Origin of the sequence: Streptomyces sp. NPDC059092 (assembly GCF_042756365.1) — a bacterium.
In the GTDB taxonomy this organism is placed as follows: Bacteria; Actinomycetota; Actinomycetes; order Streptomycetales; family Streptomycetaceae; genus Streptomyces.
On sequence record NZ_JBHZEJ010000001.1, the window covers coordinates 98,299 to 116,472 of the forward strand.

The 18,174-nt window shown below is 70.4% G+C and carries 14 protein-coding genes and 1 pseudogene; 6 read left to right on the top strand and 9 right to left on the bottom strand.

All coding sequences use genetic code 11. The annotated features are described in order from the left end of the window. Positions 1-5 precede the first annotated feature (5 nt). Positions 6-2,237 (bottom strand): MMPL family transporter, encoded by a 2,232-nt coding sequence (locus ACFXPL_RS00400; protein ID WP_384910046.1) that lies wholly within the window; start codon positions 2,235-2,237, stop codon positions 6-8. Between the two features lie 144 nt (positions 2,238-2,381). On the opposite strand from ACFXPL_RS00400, the gene ACFXPL_RS00405 reads away from it, so the two are divergent. Both ACFXPL_RS00405 and ACFXPL_RS00410 read left to right on the top strand, forming a co-directional pair. Then, positions 2,382-3,062 carry a TetR/AcrR family transcriptional regulator gene (locus tag ACFXPL_RS00405; RefSeq protein WP_384910048.1) on the top strand — a complete coding sequence of 227 codons (681 nt, stop codon included), beginning with the start codon at positions 2,382-2,384 and terminating at the stop codon, positions 3,060-3,062. Between the two features lie 138 nt (positions 3,063-3,200). Continuing rightward, on the top strand, positions 3,201-3,434 hold the full coding sequence (locus ACFXPL_RS00410; RefSeq protein ID WP_384910622.1) for a heavy-metal-associated domain-containing protein: 234 nt from the start codon (positions 3,201-3,203) through the stop codon (positions 3,432-3,434). Positions 3,435-4,000: 566 nt separating this feature from the next. Here ACFXPL_RS00410 and ACFXPL_RS00415 read toward each other — a convergent pair. The 5 genes from ACFXPL_RS00415 to ACFXPL_RS00435 form a co-directional block, all read right to left on the bottom strand. Continuing rightward, on the bottom strand, positions 4,001-5,299 hold the full coding sequence (locus ACFXPL_RS00415) for a citrate synthase (protein WP_384910051.1): 1,299 nt from the start codon (positions 5,297-5,299) through the stop codon (positions 4,001-4,003). Positions 5,300-5,503: 204 nt separating this feature from the next. Beyond that, positions 5,504-7,714: an ATP-dependent RecD-like DNA helicase gene (locus ACFXPL_RS00420; protein ID WP_384910054.1), complete on the bottom strand. Its 2,211-nt coding sequence runs from the start codon at positions 7,712-7,714 to the stop codon at positions 5,504-5,506. Between the two features lie 263 nt (positions 7,715-7,977). Further along, positions 7,978-8,769 (bottom strand): sugar phosphate isomerase/epimerase family protein, encoded by a 792-nt coding sequence (locus ACFXPL_RS00425; protein ID WP_384910625.1) that lies wholly within the window; start codon positions 8,767-8,769, stop codon positions 7,978-7,980. Positions 8,770-8,858: 89 nt separating this feature from the next. Continuing rightward, positions 8,859-10,034, bottom strand: coding sequence for a dihydrodipicolinate synthase family protein (locus ACFXPL_RS00430; protein WP_384910057.1), 1,176 nt, complete (start codon positions 10,032-10,034; stop codon positions 8,859-8,861). Beyond that, positions 10,031-11,182, bottom strand: a complete 1,152-nt coding sequence (locus ACFXPL_RS00435; RefSeq protein ID WP_384910060.1) for a Gfo/Idh/MocA family protein — start codon at positions 11,180-11,182, stop codon at positions 10,031-10,033. Before ACFXPL_RS00435 ends, ACFXPL_RS00430 begins: the two co-directional genes overlap by 4 nt. Positions 11,183-11,343: 161 nt before the next feature. Here ACFXPL_RS00435 and ACFXPL_RS00440 point away from each other — a divergent pair, with 161 nt between their 5' ends. From ACFXPL_RS00440 to ACFXPL_RS00450, 3 genes are all read left to right on the top strand, one after another. Next, positions 11,344-12,420 carry a LacI family DNA-binding transcriptional regulator gene (locus ACFXPL_RS00440; RefSeq protein WP_384910063.1) on the top strand — a complete coding sequence of 359 codons (1,077 nt, stop codon included), beginning with the start codon at positions 11,344-11,346 and terminating at the stop codon, positions 12,418-12,420. 219 nt (positions 12,421-12,639) lie between these two features. Further along, a complete protein-coding gene (locus ACFXPL_RS00445; RefSeq protein ID WP_384910066.1) occupies positions 12,640-13,632 on the top strand; it encodes a GNAT family N-acetyltransferase in 993 nt (330 codons plus the stop codon). Beyond that, entirely contained in the window at positions 13,629-14,420 is a 792-nt protein-coding gene (locus ACFXPL_RS00450; protein WP_384910069.1) for a sugar phosphate isomerase/epimerase family protein, read from the top strand. The genes ACFXPL_RS00445 and ACFXPL_RS00450 overlap by 4 nt, the downstream gene beginning before the upstream one ends. A 185-nt stretch (positions 14,421-14,605) precedes the next feature. Here ACFXPL_RS00450 and ACFXPL_RS00455 read toward each other — a convergent pair whose 3' ends face one another. Together ACFXPL_RS00455 and ACFXPL_RS00460 are read right to left on the bottom strand one after the other, a co-directional pair. Next, complete coding sequence (locus ACFXPL_RS00455) at positions 14,606-15,145, bottom strand: hypothetical protein (RefSeq protein WP_384910072.1); 540 nt, start codon at positions 15,143-15,145, stop codon at positions 14,606-14,608. Positions 15,146-15,157: 12 nt separating this feature from the next. Beyond that, positions 15,158-15,949 carry a DJ-1/PfpI family protein gene (locus ACFXPL_RS00460; protein ID WP_384910075.1) on the bottom strand — a complete coding sequence of 264 codons (792 nt, stop codon included), beginning with the start codon at positions 15,947-15,949 and terminating at the stop codon, positions 15,158-15,160. Between the two features lie 187 nt (positions 15,950-16,136). Between ACFXPL_RS00460 and ACFXPL_RS00465 the strand changes: the two are divergent. Next, positions 16,137-17,070 (top strand): annotated as a pseudogene (locus ACFXPL_RS00465) (GlxA family transcriptional regulator); the annotation flags it as partial. Here ACFXPL_RS00465 and ACFXPL_RS00470 read toward each other — a convergent pair. Then, positions 17,024-18,106, bottom strand: coding sequence for an EamA family transporter (locus ACFXPL_RS00470; protein WP_384910078.1), 1,083 nt, complete (start codon positions 18,104-18,106; stop codon positions 17,024-17,026). The pseudogene ACFXPL_RS00465 and the gene ACFXPL_RS00470 sit on opposite strands and share 47 nt — an antisense overlap. Positions 18,107-18,174: the final 68 nt, after the last annotated feature.

An 18,174-nucleotide genomic window follows, 5' to 3' on the forward strand; every position in this document is an offset into this window, starting at 1 on the left:
GCCCCTCAGACGCCGGCCGTGTCCCGGTCACGGACCGGCGGCTCCGCCGGTCCTTCGACAGCCGGCCGCGAATCGCCCTCGCTCAGCCCGAACCGCTCGTGGAAGCGGCGCAGCGGTCCTGGGGCCCACCAGGTGGCCTTCCCCGTCAGCTTCATCACCGCGGGCACCAGCAGGCTGCGCACCACCATCGCGTCCATCAGTACGGCGAGCGCGAGGCCGAGGCCCAGCATCTTGGTGTTGGCGACCCGCGAGGTGCCTATCGCCACCATGACCACCGCGAGGATCACGGCGGCGGCGGTGATCAGCCCTCCGGTGCGGCGCAGACCGAACGCCACCGCGTGCTCATGGTCTCCGCTGCGGTCGTACTCCTCCTTGATCCGGGAGAGCAGGAAGACTCCGTAGTCCATGGAGAGACCGAAGGCGACGCAGAACATCAGGACGGGCAGGCTGGTCTCGATGTCCCCGGTGGCGGTGAAGCCGAGCAGTCCTGACAGATGGCCGTCCTGGAAGATCCAGACCGTCGCTCCGAACATCGCCGTGAGGCTGAGCGCGTTGAGCACGACCGCCTGAACCGGTATCAGCACACTGCCGGTGAGCAGGAAGACCAGAAGCAGGGTCACCAGCACGATGACGGCCAGGGCCCAGGGCAGCCGGTCGGCGATGGCGGCCTTGGAGTCGACCAGGACGGCGGCGGTGCCGGTCACCGAGGTGTCGAACACGGCCGGCTCGGCGCGGATGTCCTTCACGAGCCGCTGGGCCCCCTCCCCCACCGCTTGCCCCTCGGGCGTCACCGCGAAGTACGCGTGTCCGCCGGAGGAGGGTACCGGCCCGTCGACCCGCACCACGCCGGGCAGGGCCGCTATCCGGGTGCGGTAGTCCGTGTACTCGGCGGGGGTGGCGGCGCCTTCCGCCAGTACTTCCAGGCCACCGCCGGGGCTGCCGGGGAAGCCGTCCTGAATCTCCTCCTGGACGACCCGGGAGTCGGCGCCCGGCGGCAACTGACGGTGGTCGGCGGTGCCGAACTTGATTCCCAGGAAGGGCAGTCCGAGCAGGATCAGCCCCGTGGCCGTGGCGACGGCGAAGAACGGGGCCCGCCGCATCACCAGCGCGGCCGTCCTGGCCCAGCCGGCGCCCGGCTCCACGTCCTTCTTCTCGGACTCCGACCCGGTGCGCCGCCGGCGCAGTGCCTTCCGCAGGTCGAGCGCGTTGACCCGGTGGCCCAGCAGCATCAGAGCCGCGGGCAGCAGGATGAGGGCGGCGGCAGCGGCCAGCAGGACGACCGCGATGCCCGCGTAGGCGAAGGAGCGCAGGAAGTGCTGAGGGAAGACCATCATGGCGGCCAGGGACACGGCCACGGTCAGCGCCGAGAACAGCACCGTGCGCCCGGCGGTCCGCAACGTGGTACCCACGGCGTCCCGCACCTCGGCGCCGACCGCCAGCTCCTCCCGGAATCTGCGGACGATGAACAGGGCGTAGTCGATGGCCAGTCCGAGCCCGAGGGCCGTGGTGAGGTTCTGGGCGAAGACCGAGACTTCGGTGAGTTCGGTGAGTCCGCGCAGTATCGCGTTCGTCCCCAGGATGGCGACGATGCCCAGGCCCAGCGGCAGCAGGGCGGCGACCGCGCTGCCGAAGACCATGACCAGCAGGATGAGCGTCACCGGCAGGGCGATCAGCTCGGCCCGCAGCAGGTCCTCCTGGATGGTGTTCTGCATCTCGCTCCGTACGGCGACGGGCCCGCCGATGGAGACCTTCAGCGCTCCCCGCTCGCCACGGAACTCCGGCGCGATCCGGTCCAGGACCTTGAAGGCGTTCGTCTCGTCGCCCTCGATCCTCGCCGCGATCAGCGCTTCCCGGCTGTCCTCGGAGCGCAGTGCGGGCGATCCGGTCCGCCAGTAGGAGCCGACCCCGACGATCCCCTCCTCCGCCGCGAGTCGGTCGGTGAGCCGCTTGGCCTCCGCGGCCACGGCGGGGTCGTCGACGCTCCGGCTTCCGCTGTCGACCAGGAGCAGGAGATTGGGCTGGGAGGCGGGGAACTCCCGCTCCAGCGCCTTGGTCGCGTATGTGGACTCCGCGTTCGGGTCCTCCCAGCCCCCGTTGCTCAGCCGGTCGGCGACCCCGCTGCCGGCGACCACGGCCAGGGCCGTTATCACCAGCGCGACCAGCAGCGAGAGCCGTGGCCGTGCGGTGACGAACCTGGTCCAGCCCCCCGAATGACGGCCAGTGTTGACTTCGGACATGGTGCGGTGTCCCCTTCACCGTGACCCGTGGCGCGGGTCAGCCGTTGCCATAGAATTGGCAAACACGAGTCATCGCTCGCATTGACCAAGAATGCGAGTCGCCACTCGTGTTTGTCAAACGATCCAGGAAGGCTGTGGATTGCCATGCCGGAGCCGACCCCGGGGCCAACCCCCGGACCGGACAGACCGCGCCGCCGACAGGCCCGCGGGGAACGCCGCGTCGCCCAGCTCCTCGACGCGGCGGCCCGCGTCTTCTGCGCCACCGGCTACACCGCGGCGAGCACCAACTCCATCGCCCGGGAGGCGGGCGTGTCACCGGGCACGCTCTACCAGTTCTTCCCGAACAAGGAGGCCATCGCCGTCGAGCTGGGCGACCAGCTCCTGACGCGCTGGCAGGACACCTACGGCCGGGCGCTGATGCCGGACCACCTCGGCCTGCCGCTCGACCGGCTGATGGACGCCGTCATCGACCCGCTGATCCAGTTCAACCGCGAGAACCCGGCTTTCGCGGTGCTGATGCACGGCTCCGACGTCCCCGGCCAGGTCACACGGGAGCACGACGCGCTGCACTCCTCGATGCTCGCCCGCGTCGAGGACATCCTCGGCGACTACCTCCCCGACACGCCGAAGGCCGAGACCGCCCGGATCGCACACATGCTCTTCACCGTGTTCAAGGCGGGGCTGGCCCTGATCCTGGCCGCCGAGCCCGACGAGCGGGACGCGTACACGACCGAGCTGAAGAGGGTCCTCCTCCGCTACATACAACCGCTCGTCGAGGACTGCGGGCCCCCCTGCCGCGCGGACGCTCCGAGGTCGGCCGGCTGAGCACCCCAGCACCGCCGAGGGTTCGCTTTCATACCCCCTAGGGGTAAAGTTCAGGGACGAGGCCAGGGAGCCGTGATGCCCACGCGCCCCCTACTCGCCATGGACCGCCACACCCGAGCCCTCGAAGAGGAGAACGTCATGACCGCCGAGACGAAGAGCCAGGTCACCACCGTCTACCAGGTCACCGGCATGACCTGCGGGCACTGCGAAGGAGCCGTCACCGACGAGATCTCCGGGATCGAGGGCGTCGTCTCGGTTCAGGCCACCGCAGCCACGGGACAGGTCACCGTGGTGTCGGGGGCCCCACTGAACGAGGCCGCCGTACGCGCCGCCGTCGACGAGGCGGGGTACGAGCTGACCGGTCAGGCCTGATCCGGCCACACACCGAACCCGACCTGGGCGTACCCTCCATTTATGTGGTCGCGAACTCTCTGCACCCAAGGTCCTTCACAGGAACCACAGGACCTTCACAAAGAGATCTAGATCACATAGATTATGGGGTAACCATCGGGCCTGTTCGCGAGTCTAAGAGGACGATGCCAGAAGAACGTCTTGGGGGACGTTCGATGGGATCGCATGGGATGTCTTGGGGGACGTCTCGTGCAAGCGATTGGCCGGGGCACGTGCACCGGGGAGCTTTGAGCGGCCCTCCCGTACGTACCCCGGTCCGACCGCCCGAGTAGCCGCTGATGGTTACGTCAGACGCCCGGCCCGGATCCCGTGGGGGGAATCCGCACCGGGGATATGGAAAGCGCCCCGTTCGCCGACCCGTGGGGGGATCGGCGGCGGGGCGCTTTTCGCTCTGTGCGGCGTTGCGCGCATCGTCCGGCGTTGCACGCAACCGTGCGCCGTGCACATCCGCGCCGTACACATCCTGAGCTGTACGAATCCGCGCTGTACGGCGCCGACGCCGCGCGGCGTGTGCGGGCGATCCGGTGTCAGCGGCCTTCGACCGGGACGAAGTCCCGCAGGACCTCTCCGGTGTAGATCTGCCGCGGACGGCCGATGCGCGAACCGGGCTCCTTGATCATCTCGTGCCACTGGGCGATCCAGCCGGGAAGCCGGCCGAGCGCGAAGAGCACGGTGAACATCTCGGTCGGGAAGCCCATGGCCCGGTAGATCAGACCCGTGTAGAAGTCCACGTTCGGGTAAAGCTTGCGCTCGACGAAGTACTCGTCGGCCAGCGCGTGCTCCTCCAGCTTGAGCGCGATGTCCAGCAGCTCGTCGGACTTGCCGAGCGCCGAGAGGACATCGTGCGCCGCGGCCTTGATGATCTTCGCCCGGGGGTCGAAGTTCTTGTAGACGCGGTGCCCGAAGCCCATGAGCTTCACGCCGTCTTCCTTGTTCTTCACCTTGCGGATGAAGGTGTCGACATCGCCACCGGACGCCTGGATGCCTTCGAGCATCTCCAGCACCGACTGGTTGGCGCCACCGTGCAGCGGGCCCCACAGGGCGCTGATGCCGGCGGAGATCGAGGCGAACATGTTCGCCTGCGAGGAGCCGACCAGCCGCACGGTGGAGGTCGAACAGTTCTGCTCGTGGTCCGCGTGCAGGATGAGCAGCTTGTCGAGCGCGGCGACCACGACGGGGTCGGGCTCGTACTCCTGCGCGGGGACCGAGAAGGTCATCCGCAGGAAGTTCTCGACGTACCCGAGGTCGTTGCGCGGGTAGACGAAGGGGTGCCCGATCGACTTCTTGTACGCGTACGCCGCGATGGTCGGCAGCTTGGCGAGCAGACGGATCGTGGAGAGGTGGCGCTGCTTCTCGTCGAACGGGTTGTGGCTGTCCTGGTAGAACGTCGACAGCGCGCTGACCACGGAGGACAGCATCGCCATCGGGTGGGCGTCACGCGGGAAACCGTCGTAGAACCGCTTGACGTCCTCGTGCAGCAGCGTGTGCTGGGTGATCTCGTTCTTGAAGGAGGCCTGCTCGTCGACCGTCGGCAGCTCGCCGTTGATCAGCAGATACGCCACCTCGACAAAGCTGGAGCGCTCCGCCAACTGCTCGATCGGGTAACCGCGATACCGCAGAATGCCCTGTTCGCCGTCGAGATAGGTGATCGCGGACTTGTAGGCGGCGGTGTTGCCGTAGCCGCTGTCCAGGGTGACCAGACCGGTCTGAGAACGAAGCTTCCCGATGTCGAAGCCCGTATCGCCGACGGTGCTGTCGATCACCGGGTAGGTGTACTCGCCGTCGCCGTACCGCAGTACTACCGCGTTGTCGCGTTTCTCGCTCACGTCATCCCTCACCGACGTAGTGCCTCTTCTTCGAGGTGCCCTGACTGTCTCTACCATCCCCCATTTGGCTCAGGAGAGTGCACTCGGGGTCGACCATTGGGCCTATTGGCGGCACTCAGTGCCGCCAACCTGTTCATCCTGCCCCCTTGGCCCCGGTTTCGAAAGTCCACGACGCCCGCGTCCGCCGCGCGCCCGGCCCCGCGCTCAGCCACGCGCCGCCAGCCGGTGGCCGAGGGCGGTGAAGCGCCTGCCCGCGGAGACCGTGCGTACCGCCTGGCCTATGGCCTTGCGTGAGCCGACCAGGACGACCAGCTTCTTGGCCCGGGTCACCGCCGTGTACAGCAGGTTGCGCTGCAGCATCATCCAGGCACCCGTGGTGACCGGAATGACCACGGCCGGATATTCGCTGCCCTGGGAGCGGTGGATCGTCACCGCGTACGCGTGCGCCAGCTCGTCCAGCTCGTCGAAGTCGTACGGCACCTCCTCGTCCTCGTCGGTCAGCACCGTCAGCCGCTGGTCCTCCTGGTTGAGCGAGGTGACCACGCCGACCGTGCCGTTGAAGACTCCGTTCTGCCCCTTCTCGTAGTTGTTGCGGATCTGGGTGACCTTGTCGCCGACGCGGAAGACCCGGCCGCCCAGCCGCTTCTCCGGCAGGTCGGGCCTGCCGGGGGTGATGGCCTGCTGGAGCAGCCCGTTCAGCGTGCCCGCGCCCGCCGGGCCCCGGTGCATCGGCGCCAGGACCTGGATGTCGCGCCGCGGATCGAGCCCGAACTTCGCGGGAATCCGGCGCGCCGCCACGTCGACCGTCACCCGCCCCGCGTCCTCCGTCTCGTCCTCCACGAAGAGGAAGAAGTCGGACAGCCCGTCCGTGACGGGGTGCTGCCCCGAGTTGATCCGGTGGGCGTTGGTGACCACTCCCGACTGCTGGGCCTGCCGGAAGATCCGTGTGAGTCTGACGCTCGGTACGGGACCGCTCTCGGCGAGCAGATCGCGCAGGACCTCGCCCGCGCCGACCGACGGCAACTGGTCCACATCCCCCACCAGCAGCAGATGCGCCCCCGGTGCCACCGCCTTGACCAGCTTGTTGGCGAGCAGCAGGTCCAGCATCGACGCCTCGTCGACCACCACCAGATCGGCGTCCAGCGGCCGGTCCCTGTCGTACGCCGCGTCCCCGCCCGGCCGCAGCTCCAGCAGCCGGTGGACCGTGGACGCCTCGGCCCCGGTCAGCTCCGCCAGCCGCTTGGCCGCCCGCCCGGTGGGCGCCGCCAGCACCACCTTGGCCTTCTTCGCCCGCGCCAGCTCCACGATCGAGCGGACTGTGAAGGACTTACCGCAGCCGGGGCCACCGGTCAGGACGGCGACCTTCTCCGTGAGGGCGAGCCGCACCGCCTGCTGCTGCTCGGGCGCCAGCTCGGTGCCCGTACGCCCGGCCAGCCAGGTCAGCGCCTTGTCCCAGGTCACGTCCCGGAAGGCCGGCATCCGGTCCTCGCCCGTCCGCAGCAGCCGCAGCAACTGGGCGGACAGGGACAGCTCCGCCCGGTGGAAGGGCACGAGATAGACCGCGCTGATCTCCTCCTCCCCGCCCTCAGGCCCCGGCACCCTCTCCCGTACGACCCCCTCGTCCTCGGCGGCCAGCTCGGCGAGGCATTCGATGACCAGGCCCGTGTCGACCGTGAGGAGCTTCACCGCGTCGGAGATGAGCCGGTCCTCGGGCAGGAAGCAGTGCCCCTGGTCGGTGGATTGCGACAGCGCGTACTGGATGCCCGCCTTGACGCGCTCCGGACTGTCGTGCGGGATACCGACGGCCTGGGCGATCCGGTCGGCGGTGAGGAAGCCGATCCCCCACACGTCGGCCGCCAGGCGGTACGGCTCGTTCCTGACGACCGAGATCGACGCGTCCTCGTACTTCTTGTAGATGCGGACGGCGATGGAGGTCGACACGCCCACCCCTTGCAGGAAGACCATGACCTCCTTGATGGCCTTCTGCTCCTCCCAGGCCGCCGCGATCGACTTCGTCCGCTTGGGGCCGAGGCCCGGGACCTCGACGAGCCGCTTGGGCTCCGTCTCGATGATGTCCAGCGTCTCCAGGCCGAAGTGCTCGACGATCCGGTCGGCGAACACGGGGCCGATGCCCTTGATGAGACCGGATCCGAGGTAGCGGCGGATGCCCTGGATCGTGGCGGGCAGGATCGTCGTGTAGTTCTCACACATGAACTGCTTGCCGTACTGGGGATGCGAGGCCCAGCGGCCCTCCATCCGCAGTGACTCGCCGGGCTGCGCGCCGAGCAGCGAACCGACCACGGTGAGGAGATCGCCGCCGCGACCGGTGTCGACGCGGGCGACCGTGTAGCCGTTCTCCTCGTTCGAGTACGTGATCCGTTCGAGCACGGCTTCGAGCACTGCGGGTTGGGACATGATCCGACGCTACCGCCGACCTCCGACAGCGCGGACACCCTGTGGACAACTGACGCCGCGCCACACCCTCGCGACCGAACGTCCGACGCCTACCCGCCCACGGCTCCCACGCACTACAAGGGGCCCGGTCCCACGGACCGGGCCCCACGCGCTCCCCCTCCAACAGGGCTTTCAATCCCCCCGGATCTACCCCCCGAAAGCCCTGCTGACGTATACGACTCACGTCACCCCGGAAGGGTTGCACGGTTCCGCAGAGTTATTTTTTACAGGGCGTACCGCACGTACCGTTCCGCGGTCTCCGTGAGGAGTTCCACGCCGTCCCGCCGCCAGAGGTCGTCGTTGAAAAGCTCCACCTCGATCGGGCCCGCGTAGCCCGCCGCGTCGACCCGTTCGCGCCAGGCCCGCAGGTCGACCGCCCCGTCGCCGAGCTGGCCACGGCCGTTCAGCACCCCGGCCGGGAGCGGTGTCGTCCAGTCGGCGAGCTGGAAGGTGAAGATGCGCTCCGCCGCCCGGTCGACCGCCGCGGGGGCCCGGTCGTCCCACCAGATGTGGTACGTGTCCACGGCCACCCCGACCTGGTCGGCGGGGAATCGTTCCGCCAGGTCGAGCGCCTGGTCGAGGGTGGAGACCACACAGCGGTCGGACGCGAACATCGGGTGCAGCGGCTCGATGGCCAGCCTGACCCCGCGCTCCGCCCCGTACGGCGCCAGCTCCCCCAGGGCGTCCGCGATGCGTTCACGCGCCGCGTGGAGGTCCTTGCCGCCCTCGGCGAGGCCACCGGAGACCAGCACCAGGGTGTCCGTGCCCAGCGCCGCCGCCTCGTCGATGGCGGCGCGGTTGTCGGCCAGGGCCTCGGCCCGGCGTGCCGGGTCGACCGCGGTGAGGAAGCCGCCGCGGCAGAGCGTGGTGACCGCGAGCCCGGCGTCCCGTACGAGCTTGGCCGCGGCCTCGACCCCGTACGCCTGCACGGGCCCGCGCCAGAGGCCGACGCCGGGTACTCCGAGGCGTACGCAGGCGTCGGTCAGCTCGGGCAGGCCGAGCTGCTTGACCGTCATCTGGTTGATGCTGAAGCGCGTCAGGTCGCCCTGCGGCTCCGTCGTCGATCCGTCCGCCTGTCCGCTCACCGGTTCGCTCACTGATCCACTCACTGGTCCACTCCGCCCACGCTGAGCAGGGATTTCATCCTGGCCTCGGCCACCGCGGGGTCCGGGAAGAGTCCGAGCCCGTCGGCCAGTTCGTACGCCCGCGCGAGGTGCGGAAGCGATCGCGCCGACTGGAGGCCGCCGACCATCGTGAAGTGGTCCTGGTGGCCGGCCAGCCAGGCGAGGAAGACCACGCCTGTCTTGTAGAAGCGGGTCGGTGTCCTGAAGAGGTGGCGAGACAGCTCGACGGTGGGGTCGAGGAGTTCCCGGAAGCCCTTCGTGTCACCGGTGTCCAGAACCCGTACGGCCGCCGCCGCGAGCGGCCCCAGCGGGTCGAAGATGCCGAGCAGCGCGTGGCTGAAACCCTGCTCGTCGCCCGCGATCAGCTCGGGGTAGTTGAAGTCGTCCCCCGTGTAGCAGCGCACGCCCCTGGGCAGCCGTCGGCGCAGCTCGATCTCGCGCTGGGCGTCCAGCAGGGAGATCTTGATGCCGTCGACCTTGTCGGGGTGTTCGGAGATGACCTGGAGGAAGGTCTCGGTGGCCGCGTCGAGATCGGCGCTGCCCCAGTACCCGTCCAGTGCGGGGTCGAACATCGGTCCGAGCCAGTGCAGTACAACCGGTTCGGAAGCCTGACGCAGCAGGTGGGAGTAGAGGCTCAGGTAGTCGTCGGGGCCGGTCGCTGCGGCGGAGAGGGCGCGGGACGCCATCAGGATGGCCTGCGAACCGGTGTCCTCGACGAGCGTCAACTGCTCCTCGTACGCGGCGCGGACCTCGTCCAGGGAACGGGGCCCGGGCGCGATCTGGTCGGTGCCCACGCCGCAGGCGATCCGGCCGCCGACCGCCTTCGCCTCGGCGGCGGAGCGGCGGATCAGCTCGGCCGCGCCCGCCCAGTCCAGGCCCATGCCGCGCTGCGCGGTGTCCATGGCCTCGGCGACCCCGAGACCGTGCGACCAGAGGTGGCGGCGGAAGGCGAGCGTGGCGTCCCAGTCGACGGCGGCGGGCTCGTCGGGGCTGACGTCGGCGTACGGGTCGGCGACCACATGGGCGGCTGAGAAGACCGTACGGGAGGCGAGGGCGGCCCCGCCCGCCGTGTCGGCCACTACGAAGGAGGCCGGTTCCGAGCGTGGCGTATAGGTGCGCGATCTGCCGCCCGGGGAAGGAAGCCGGAGAGTGGTCACAGCGACAGCTCCGGTACGTCGAAGCGGCGGCCCTCGGCCGAGGAACGGAGCCCCAGCTCGGCGAGCTGCACGCCGCGCGCGCCCGCGAGGAGGTCCCACTGGTAGGGCTCGTCGAGGACGACATGGCGCAGGAACAGCTCCCACTGCGCCTTGAACCCGTTGTCGAACTCCTCGTTGTCGGGAACTTCCTGCCACTGGTCGCGGAAGGACTCGGTGGCGGGGAGGTCCGGGTTCCAGACCGGCTTGGGTGTGGTGCTGCGGTGCTGGACCCGGCAGCGGCGCAGCCCGGCGACGGCCGAGCCGTGGGTGCCGTCGACCTGGAACTCGACGAGTTCGTCGCGGTTGACGCGAACGGTCCAGGAGGAGTTGATCTGGGCGACGGCGCCGCCGTCCAGTTCGAAGATCCCGTACGCCGCGTCGTCGGCGGTCGCGGCGTACGGCTTGCCGTGCTCGTCCCAGCGCTGCGCGATGTGCGTGGTGATGTGCGCCTGGACGCTGGTGACGCGCCCGAACAGTTCGTGCAGGACGTACTCCCAGTGGGGGAACATGTCGACGGTGATGCCGCCGCCGTCCTCGGCACGGTAGTTCCAGGAGGGCCGCTGGGCGTCCTGCCAGTCGCCTTCGAAGACCCAGTAGCCGAACTCTCCCCTGACGGAGAGGATCTCGCCGAAGAAGCCGCCGTCGATGAGGCGCTTCAGCTTGAGCAGCCCCGGCAGGAAGATCTTGTCCTGGACGACGCCGTGCTTGATCCCGGCGGTGCGGGCCAGCCTGGCCAGCTCCAGGGCGCCGTCGAGGTGCGTCGCGGTCGGCTTCTCGGTGTAGATGTGCTTGCCCGCGTCGATGGCCTTCTTGATGGCCTCCACGCGGGCGGAGGTGACCTGGGCGTCGAAGTAGATGTCGACGGTCTCGTCCGCCAGGACGGCGTCGAGATCGGTCGACCACTCCGTGAGGCCGTGCTGTTCGGCGATCTCCCTGAGGGCGTGCTCCCGGCGGCCGATGAGGACGGGCTCGGGCCAGAGCGTCTCGCCGCCCCCGAGGTCGAGTCCGCCCTGTTCACGGATGGCGAGGATGGAGCGCAGCAGGTGCTGTCGGTACCCCATCCGCCCGGTGACGCCGTTCATGGCGATCCGCACTGTCCTGCGTGTCACGAAGTTCCTCCATATGGCCGTGGCTGCCGTGGCGAGCGATATGGCCATACGGCCATAGCAAGCGCTTTCTATCCGGTAAGAAGCTAGCCTGCGACAGCGGTCCGGACAAGAGCCCGGCCCGATCACCGCCCCAACTCACCCGTACCCCTCGGAGGAAAGCGATGACAGTCACCCTGGCGGATGTGGCGGCCCGCGCCCGGGTGTCACCCGCCACCGTCTCGCGCGTGCTGAACGGCAACTACCCGGTGGCCACCGCCACCAGGGAACGGGTCCTGCGGGCGGTGGACGACCTGGACTACGTACTGAACGGCCCCGCCAGCTCGCTCGCCGCCGCCACCTCAGACCTGGTGGGCATCCTCGTCAACGACATCGCGGACCCGTTCTTCGGAATCATGGCGGGGGCGGCGCAGACCGAGATCGGCGGACAGGAGGGGACCGGGCGCGCGGGCGGCGAGAAGCTGGCCGTCGTCTGCAACACCGGCGGATCCCCCGAGCGCGAACTGACCTACCTGACCCTGCTCCAGCGCCAGCGCGCCGCGGCCGTCATCCTCACCGGCGGGGCGCTCGAAGACGCCGAGCACATCGCCGCGATGGCCACGAAACTGGCGAAACTCGCGGACGCGGGCACACGGGTGGTGCTGTGCGGACGGCCGCCCCTGCCGGGCAGCGACTCGGCCGTCGCCTCGCTGGCCTTCGACAACCGGGGCGGTGGACGGCGGCTGACGGAGCACCTGCTGGCGCTGGGGCACCGGAGGATCGGCTATGTCGCGGGGCCGGTGGAGCGGACGACGACCCGGCACCGGCTGGAAGGACACCGCGCGGCGCTGGACGCGGCGGGGGCCGGCGGGGGCGGCGGTGGGCAACAGGATCCGCTGACGGTGCACGGTCCGTACACCCGCAGGTCGGGGTACGAGGCGACGCTGGAGCTGCTGCGTCGCGCGCCGGATCTGACGGCGGTGGTCGCGGCGAACGACACGGTGGCGCTGGGCGCGTGCGCGGCGGTGCGTGAGCGGGGGCTGCGGATCCCGGAGGACATCTCGGTGGCGGGCTTCGACGACCTGCCGTTCTCGGTGGACGCGACGCCGGCGCTGACGACCGTACGGCTGCCACTGCACGCGGCGGGGGCGCGGGCGGGCCGGCTGGCGATGGGGACGGAGACGCCACCGCCGGGCGGGATCGCGACGATCACGGCCGAGCTGATGGCGCGGGCGTCGACGGCGCCGCCGCGGCCGGCCTGAGGGGCGGGCCGGGACGGCGACGCGGGGCCGGGCCCTGGATACACCCGGGAAGGCGGGGTCCTGGACTCGCGGGGGCGGGCGGGCGGGGGGCCTGGAACTCGCGGGGGCCGTTTGGCGAGTGGACGCCAAAGCGCCGAGAGGGCCTTGCCAGGCCTCGGCAGCCCGGCCTACCGTTGACTCAGTCAAAGACAGGGCCTGGCGAGCGTCCGGAGGTGGACCGTGGCTGTGCAGGAAATGCGTGCGTTCAACCGTTTTTACACGAATCTGATCGGTGCGCTGGACTACGGCAAACACCTCTATACCCCGTACACGCTCACCGAGTCGCGGGTCCTGTACGAGCTGGCCCACGCGCCGCGGACCGACGCGGCCGACCTGCGCGCCGAACTGTCGCTCGACGCCGGATATCTGAGCCGTCTGCTGACCAAGTTCGAGCGGGACGGCCTGGTCGGCCGCGCGCCGTCCGAGGAGGACGCGCGGCGGCAGCGGATCACCCTCACCTCGCGGGGGCGCGAGGCCGCGGCGCTGCTGGACGAGCGTTCGCGGGAGGCCGTGGTCTCGCTCCTCGACCGGGTCGAGCCGGAGCGCCGTCCGGAACTCGCCGACGCGATGCGGACGGTGCGGGACATCCTCCGTGCGGACGGGGCCGCGGCGCGGAGCGCGCGGGGTACACCCGTCCTGCGCGAGCCGGCGCCGGGCGAGTTGGGCTGGATGGTGCAGCGTCACGCCGCGGTGTACGCGGCGGAGTACGGATTCACCACGGCATTCGAAGGGCTCGTCGCCCGGATCGTCGCGGACTTCGCCCAGGACCACGACCCCCGGCTGGAGCGGGTGTGGATCGCCGAGGTGGACGGGATACCGGTGGGCTCGATCATGTGTGTGAGGGACGACAAGCCGGGCGTACGGGGTGACGACGGCGGGCCGGTGACCGCCAGACTCCGCCTTCTCCTGGTCGAACCCGAGGCCCGGGGCCAGGGCATCGGTGATCGTCTGGTCGGCGCGGTGGTGGATTTCGCCCGTGAGGCGGGGTACGAGGAGGTGACGCTCTGGACCAATGACATCCTCTCCTCCGCCCGCGTCCTCTACGAGCGTGCCGGATTCACTCTCGTGGCCGAGCAAGCGCACCACTCCTACGGGGCTGACCTGATAGGCCAGGACTGGCGGCTCCTCCTCAAGGAAGGAGCCGCCGCACGCCAGAAAGGAACACCACAGTGAAGTTCGCTTTCTCCACGCTCGGAATCCCGGGCCTGCCCATCCCCGAGGTCGTCGCCCTCGCCTCCGCGGCCGGCTATCAGGGCGTCGAGCTGCGCACCCATCCGGAGGAACCGGTGCACCGGGGCATGGGCCGCCGTGACCGCGCCGTGGTGGTCGAAGAGTTCGAACGGGCCGGCGTCGAGATACTGGGGCTGGCCGGGTACGCCCGGGTGGCCAAGGCGGACGTGGACGAGGACCAGTTGCGCCAGGAGCTGGAGGAACTGCTCTCCCTGGCACGGGATCTCGGCGCCCCGTTCGTCCGCGTCTTCCCCGGCGGCGGCGACCAGCCGGCCGACGAGGCGGACACGCTGGCGGCGCGGCGGCTGGCCGCCGCGGCGGAGACGGCCACGGACTACGGCGTACGCATCCTGCTGGAGACCCACGACTCGCACCGCACGGGCAAGGACGCGGCCCGTGTACTGGGCCCGGTCGGGCATCAGCAGGTGGGGGCGCTCTGGGACGTGATGCACACCTGGCTGGGCGGCGAGTCCCCGATCACCACCCACGGGATACTCGCCCCGCACCTGGGCTACGTCCAGGTGAAGGACATCGCCTCGGCCGAGGACACCACGCCGCTGCCCCTGGGGGCGGGGGTGCTGCCGCTGGGCGAGTGCCTGGCCCTGCTCGACGACGACGCCTGGGTCTGCTGGGAGTACGAGAAGCGCTGGTACCCGCAGGCGGCGGACCTCCCCGACCTGCTCGCGCCGGGACGGGCGTATCTGGAGGGGCTGATACGCGAGCACCGCTGAGGGGGCGGGAGCCCAGGCCGAAGGGTCACCCAGGCTGAAGGGGCCGCTCCGGGCGAAGATCCCCCTCCGGCCGGAGGGGGATCCCTACCGGAGACGGGAGCCCCACCGGAGACTGGAACCCGGCCGGAGACGGGAGCCCTACCGGAGCCGGAAGCCCGGCCGGAGGGGTGCGCTCCGACGGAGATTCACGCGCCGGTGGTCGAGCCCGGCCTGATGATCATCAGGATGGTGACCGTGGCCCACAGGAGGTTGAAGACGCCGGTGAACATGGCGAGCTGAACCGTCGCGGATCTCGGCACCACGGCCGTCGAGCCGTCCTCCCGCGCGCCGGGCAGCTCCGGAACACCGGGGTCGCCAGGGGCGGTGCCTTCGATCGGAGCCGCGCTCTCCTGGCCCCCCACCAGGGCGCTCTGATGTGGGAGCACCAGGGCTCCCAGGACGACCGCCGCCACGAGGGTCAGGGCGATGGAGACGATCAGCCAGGTGTCTCCCAGGACACCCATGTTCTTCGCCGTGGCGAAGCCGAAGACAGGGACCGCGACGCCGACCACGGCGTAGACGCGGCAGATGCGGTGCAGCAGGGCGACGTTCGCCCAGGCGTGCCGGTCGTCCGACGAGGCGATCGCGTGGCGGACGGCCGGGGGGAACATGCTGGCCGCCACGGTGACCGGGCCTATGGCGACGATCGCAGCGATGACGTGGAGGGAGAGGAGGAGCTTGTTCATGGTGGTGGCCTGTCAGATGCGGTCGGCGGAAGCCGGGACGGTGGAGGCGTCGCGGGCGGTGGGGGCGCGCCAGACGGTGCCCCGGCGCTCATACTCGAAGAGCTGTTCGACGACGTGGGCGACGCCGGAGCCGACTTCGCGTTCCAGCAGATACAGGGCAAGGTCCAGGCCCGAGGTGACGCCCCCGCCGGACACCAGGTCGCCGTCGTCGACCACACGTGCGTTCACCGCGATCGCCCCGGCTCGGGTCAGCCCGTCACAACCCAGGCTGTGGGTGGTGGCGTGACGCCCCACCAGCAGGCCCGCCATCCCCATGAGCAAGGACCCGCCGCAGACGGTGGCCATCGTCAGTCCCGGCCTGGCATGGGCTTCCCGGAGCAGGGGCGCCAGCTCTGTCTCCACGGCCCCTTGAAGGTGGTCGAAGATGGACAGGTCCTGGCAGCCACCGGCCCCGGCGTCAGCCCCGGCTCCGGTATCCGGCCCGCCGCCGATATCCGCCCCGCCTCCGCCTCCGGCTCCGGCGTCTGCCCCGGCCTCGGCCCTGTCTCCAGCATCGACGGTGTCCGTGAAGCGGCCCGCCGCGCCCGGGACCACGACGAGGTCCGCGCGGGCAGGGTCGAGGCGGGTGGTGGCCTTCAGCGTCAGGGTGCCGGTACCGCTGGGCACCTCGCGCGCCCCCTCGGCCGAGACCAGTTCGACCGTCAGCGCCCCTTCCGCCAGGGCGCCGCCCGCGAACAGCACCTCGTACGGTGCGACAACGTCCAGCGGATCGAAGCCGTCGAACAACACGATCTGGGCGAGCACGCGGGGTCCATCCCTTTCACCGTCCAACGCGCCCGGTGGGACGCCGCTACCGACGGTAGTCATCTCCCGCGACTCCGGACAGTGGCTGGGCTGCCATGCCTCAACGGATTCTCGCCACGTCCGTCCGTCGCACCGCCCCGGCACCCCCGGCCTTGGCGACAATCCGTTGGGCCTCCAAATTTCCGCCATGCACATCCTGGCCGTTCTCGCTCTCGACGGAGTCATCGCCTTCGACCTCGCCACCCCCACCGAGGTCTTCTCCCGCATCCGGCCGCCCGACGGCAGCGCCGCCTATGAGGTGCGGATCTGTGCCGCGAGCGACGAGGTCGACACGGGGGCCTTCCCGCTACGGGCGCCCTGGGGGCTGGAGGCGCTGGCCGAGGCGGACACGATCGTGCTGCCCTGAGTCGCCGATCCGACCGCGCCCCTGCCCGAGGAGGCCCTCGACGCACTGCGGCAGGCGGCGGCCGGTGGCACCCGTATCGTCTCGATCTGCGCCGGGGCGTTCGGCGCTGGCCGCCACCGGGCTGCTGGACGGGCTGCGGGCCACCACGCACCGAGTGGCCGCCCCGCTGCCGGCCAAGCTGTATCCGGCCGTCGAAGTGGACCCCACGGTGCTGTACGTGGACAACGGGCAGTTCCTGACCTCGGCCGGGGCCGCCGCCGGGCTCGATCTCTGCCTGCACCTCATCCGGCGCGACCATGGCTCCGCCCTGGCCGCCGACGCGGCGCGGTTTTCCGTGATACCGCTCGAACGTGACGGCGGACAGGCCCAGTTCATCGTTCACGCCCGGCCCCCCGTGCCCCGGGGATCGGCCCTGGAGCCGCTGCTGCGCCGACTGGAGGAGAACGCGGGACAGGATCTGACGCTCGACGACATCGCCGACCGGGCCGGTATGAGCACCCGTACCCTCAACCGGCGCTTCCGGGAGCAGACCGGGACCACCCCGCTCCAGTGGCTGCACCGGGCCCGGATCCGTCAGGCGCAGTACCTGCTGGAGACGACCCCACACCCCGTCGAACGGATCGCCACGCGGGTCGGCTTCGGCTCCCCGACCGCCTTCCGTGACCGCTTCAAGCGCCGCGTGGGGACGAGTCCGCACACGTACCGGCACGCGTTCCGACGGCCACCGAAGACGGCGAGGACGACGGGGGCTGCGGAAACGATGCGGTCGATGAGGCAGGTGGGGCAGGCGGGGACTGCGGGGGCGACGCCGGTGTGACCGGGGTACTTTCCGGGGTGCCCCGGCCGCCGACCTCCCCGCTACCGTTCCCGCTCCCGCTCCCGCTCCGGTTCCCGGAGCCGCCCCACGACAGCGACGCCAGCGCCACTCCCCCGACCAGCAGGGCCGCCGCGCACCAGCGCAGTGGGCTGACGGACTCGTGGAGCAGCACGGCGGCCGAGGACATCCCGAAGACGGGCACGAGCAGCGAGAAGGGGGCGACGGACGAGGCCGGGTAGCGGCGCAGCAGATAGCCCCAGGCACCGAAGCCGAAGACGGTCGTGACCCAGGCCGCGTAGAGGACGGTGCCGGCGCCGGACCAGTCCAGCGCGCGCAGCGCGGCCAGGTCCGTGTCCGGGCCCTCGAAGAGCAGGGAGAGCCCGAGCAGGGGGAGTACGGGGACGACGGAGACCCACACCATGAAGTTCAGGGCGTCCGGCGGTGACGCCTTGCGGGTGAGTACGTTGGAGACTCCCCAGCAGGCCGCGGCGGCGATGACCAGCGCAAAGGCGAGCACAGGCCCCGAACTCCCCTCGTCGACCGCCGCGACGGCGATCCCGGCGAGCGCGACCCCCATGCCCAGCAGCCGCACCCGCCCGGGTCGCTCGCCGAGGGCCACGGCGGCGAAGAGCAGGGTGAAGACCGCCTGGATCTGCAGGACGAGGGACGAGAGACCGGCCGGCATGCCCCGGTCCATCCCCACGAAGAGCAGCCCGAACTTGGCCACTCCCAACGCCAGACCGACCCCGATCACCCACTTCCAGGCGACCTTCGGCCGGCCCACGAAGAAGACCGCGGGCAGCGCGGCGACCAGGAAGCGCAGGGCGGAGAAGAGCAACGGCGGGAAGTGGCCGAGGCCGACCTCGATCACGACGAAGTTGACCCCCCAGACGGCGGTCACGAGGACGGCGAGAGCTTTGTGTGCGGTACGCATACGGAGAGGATCACCGCTACCCACCATGTAGCACCAGCGAACATTCCTTCATGGTTGAATTGAGCATT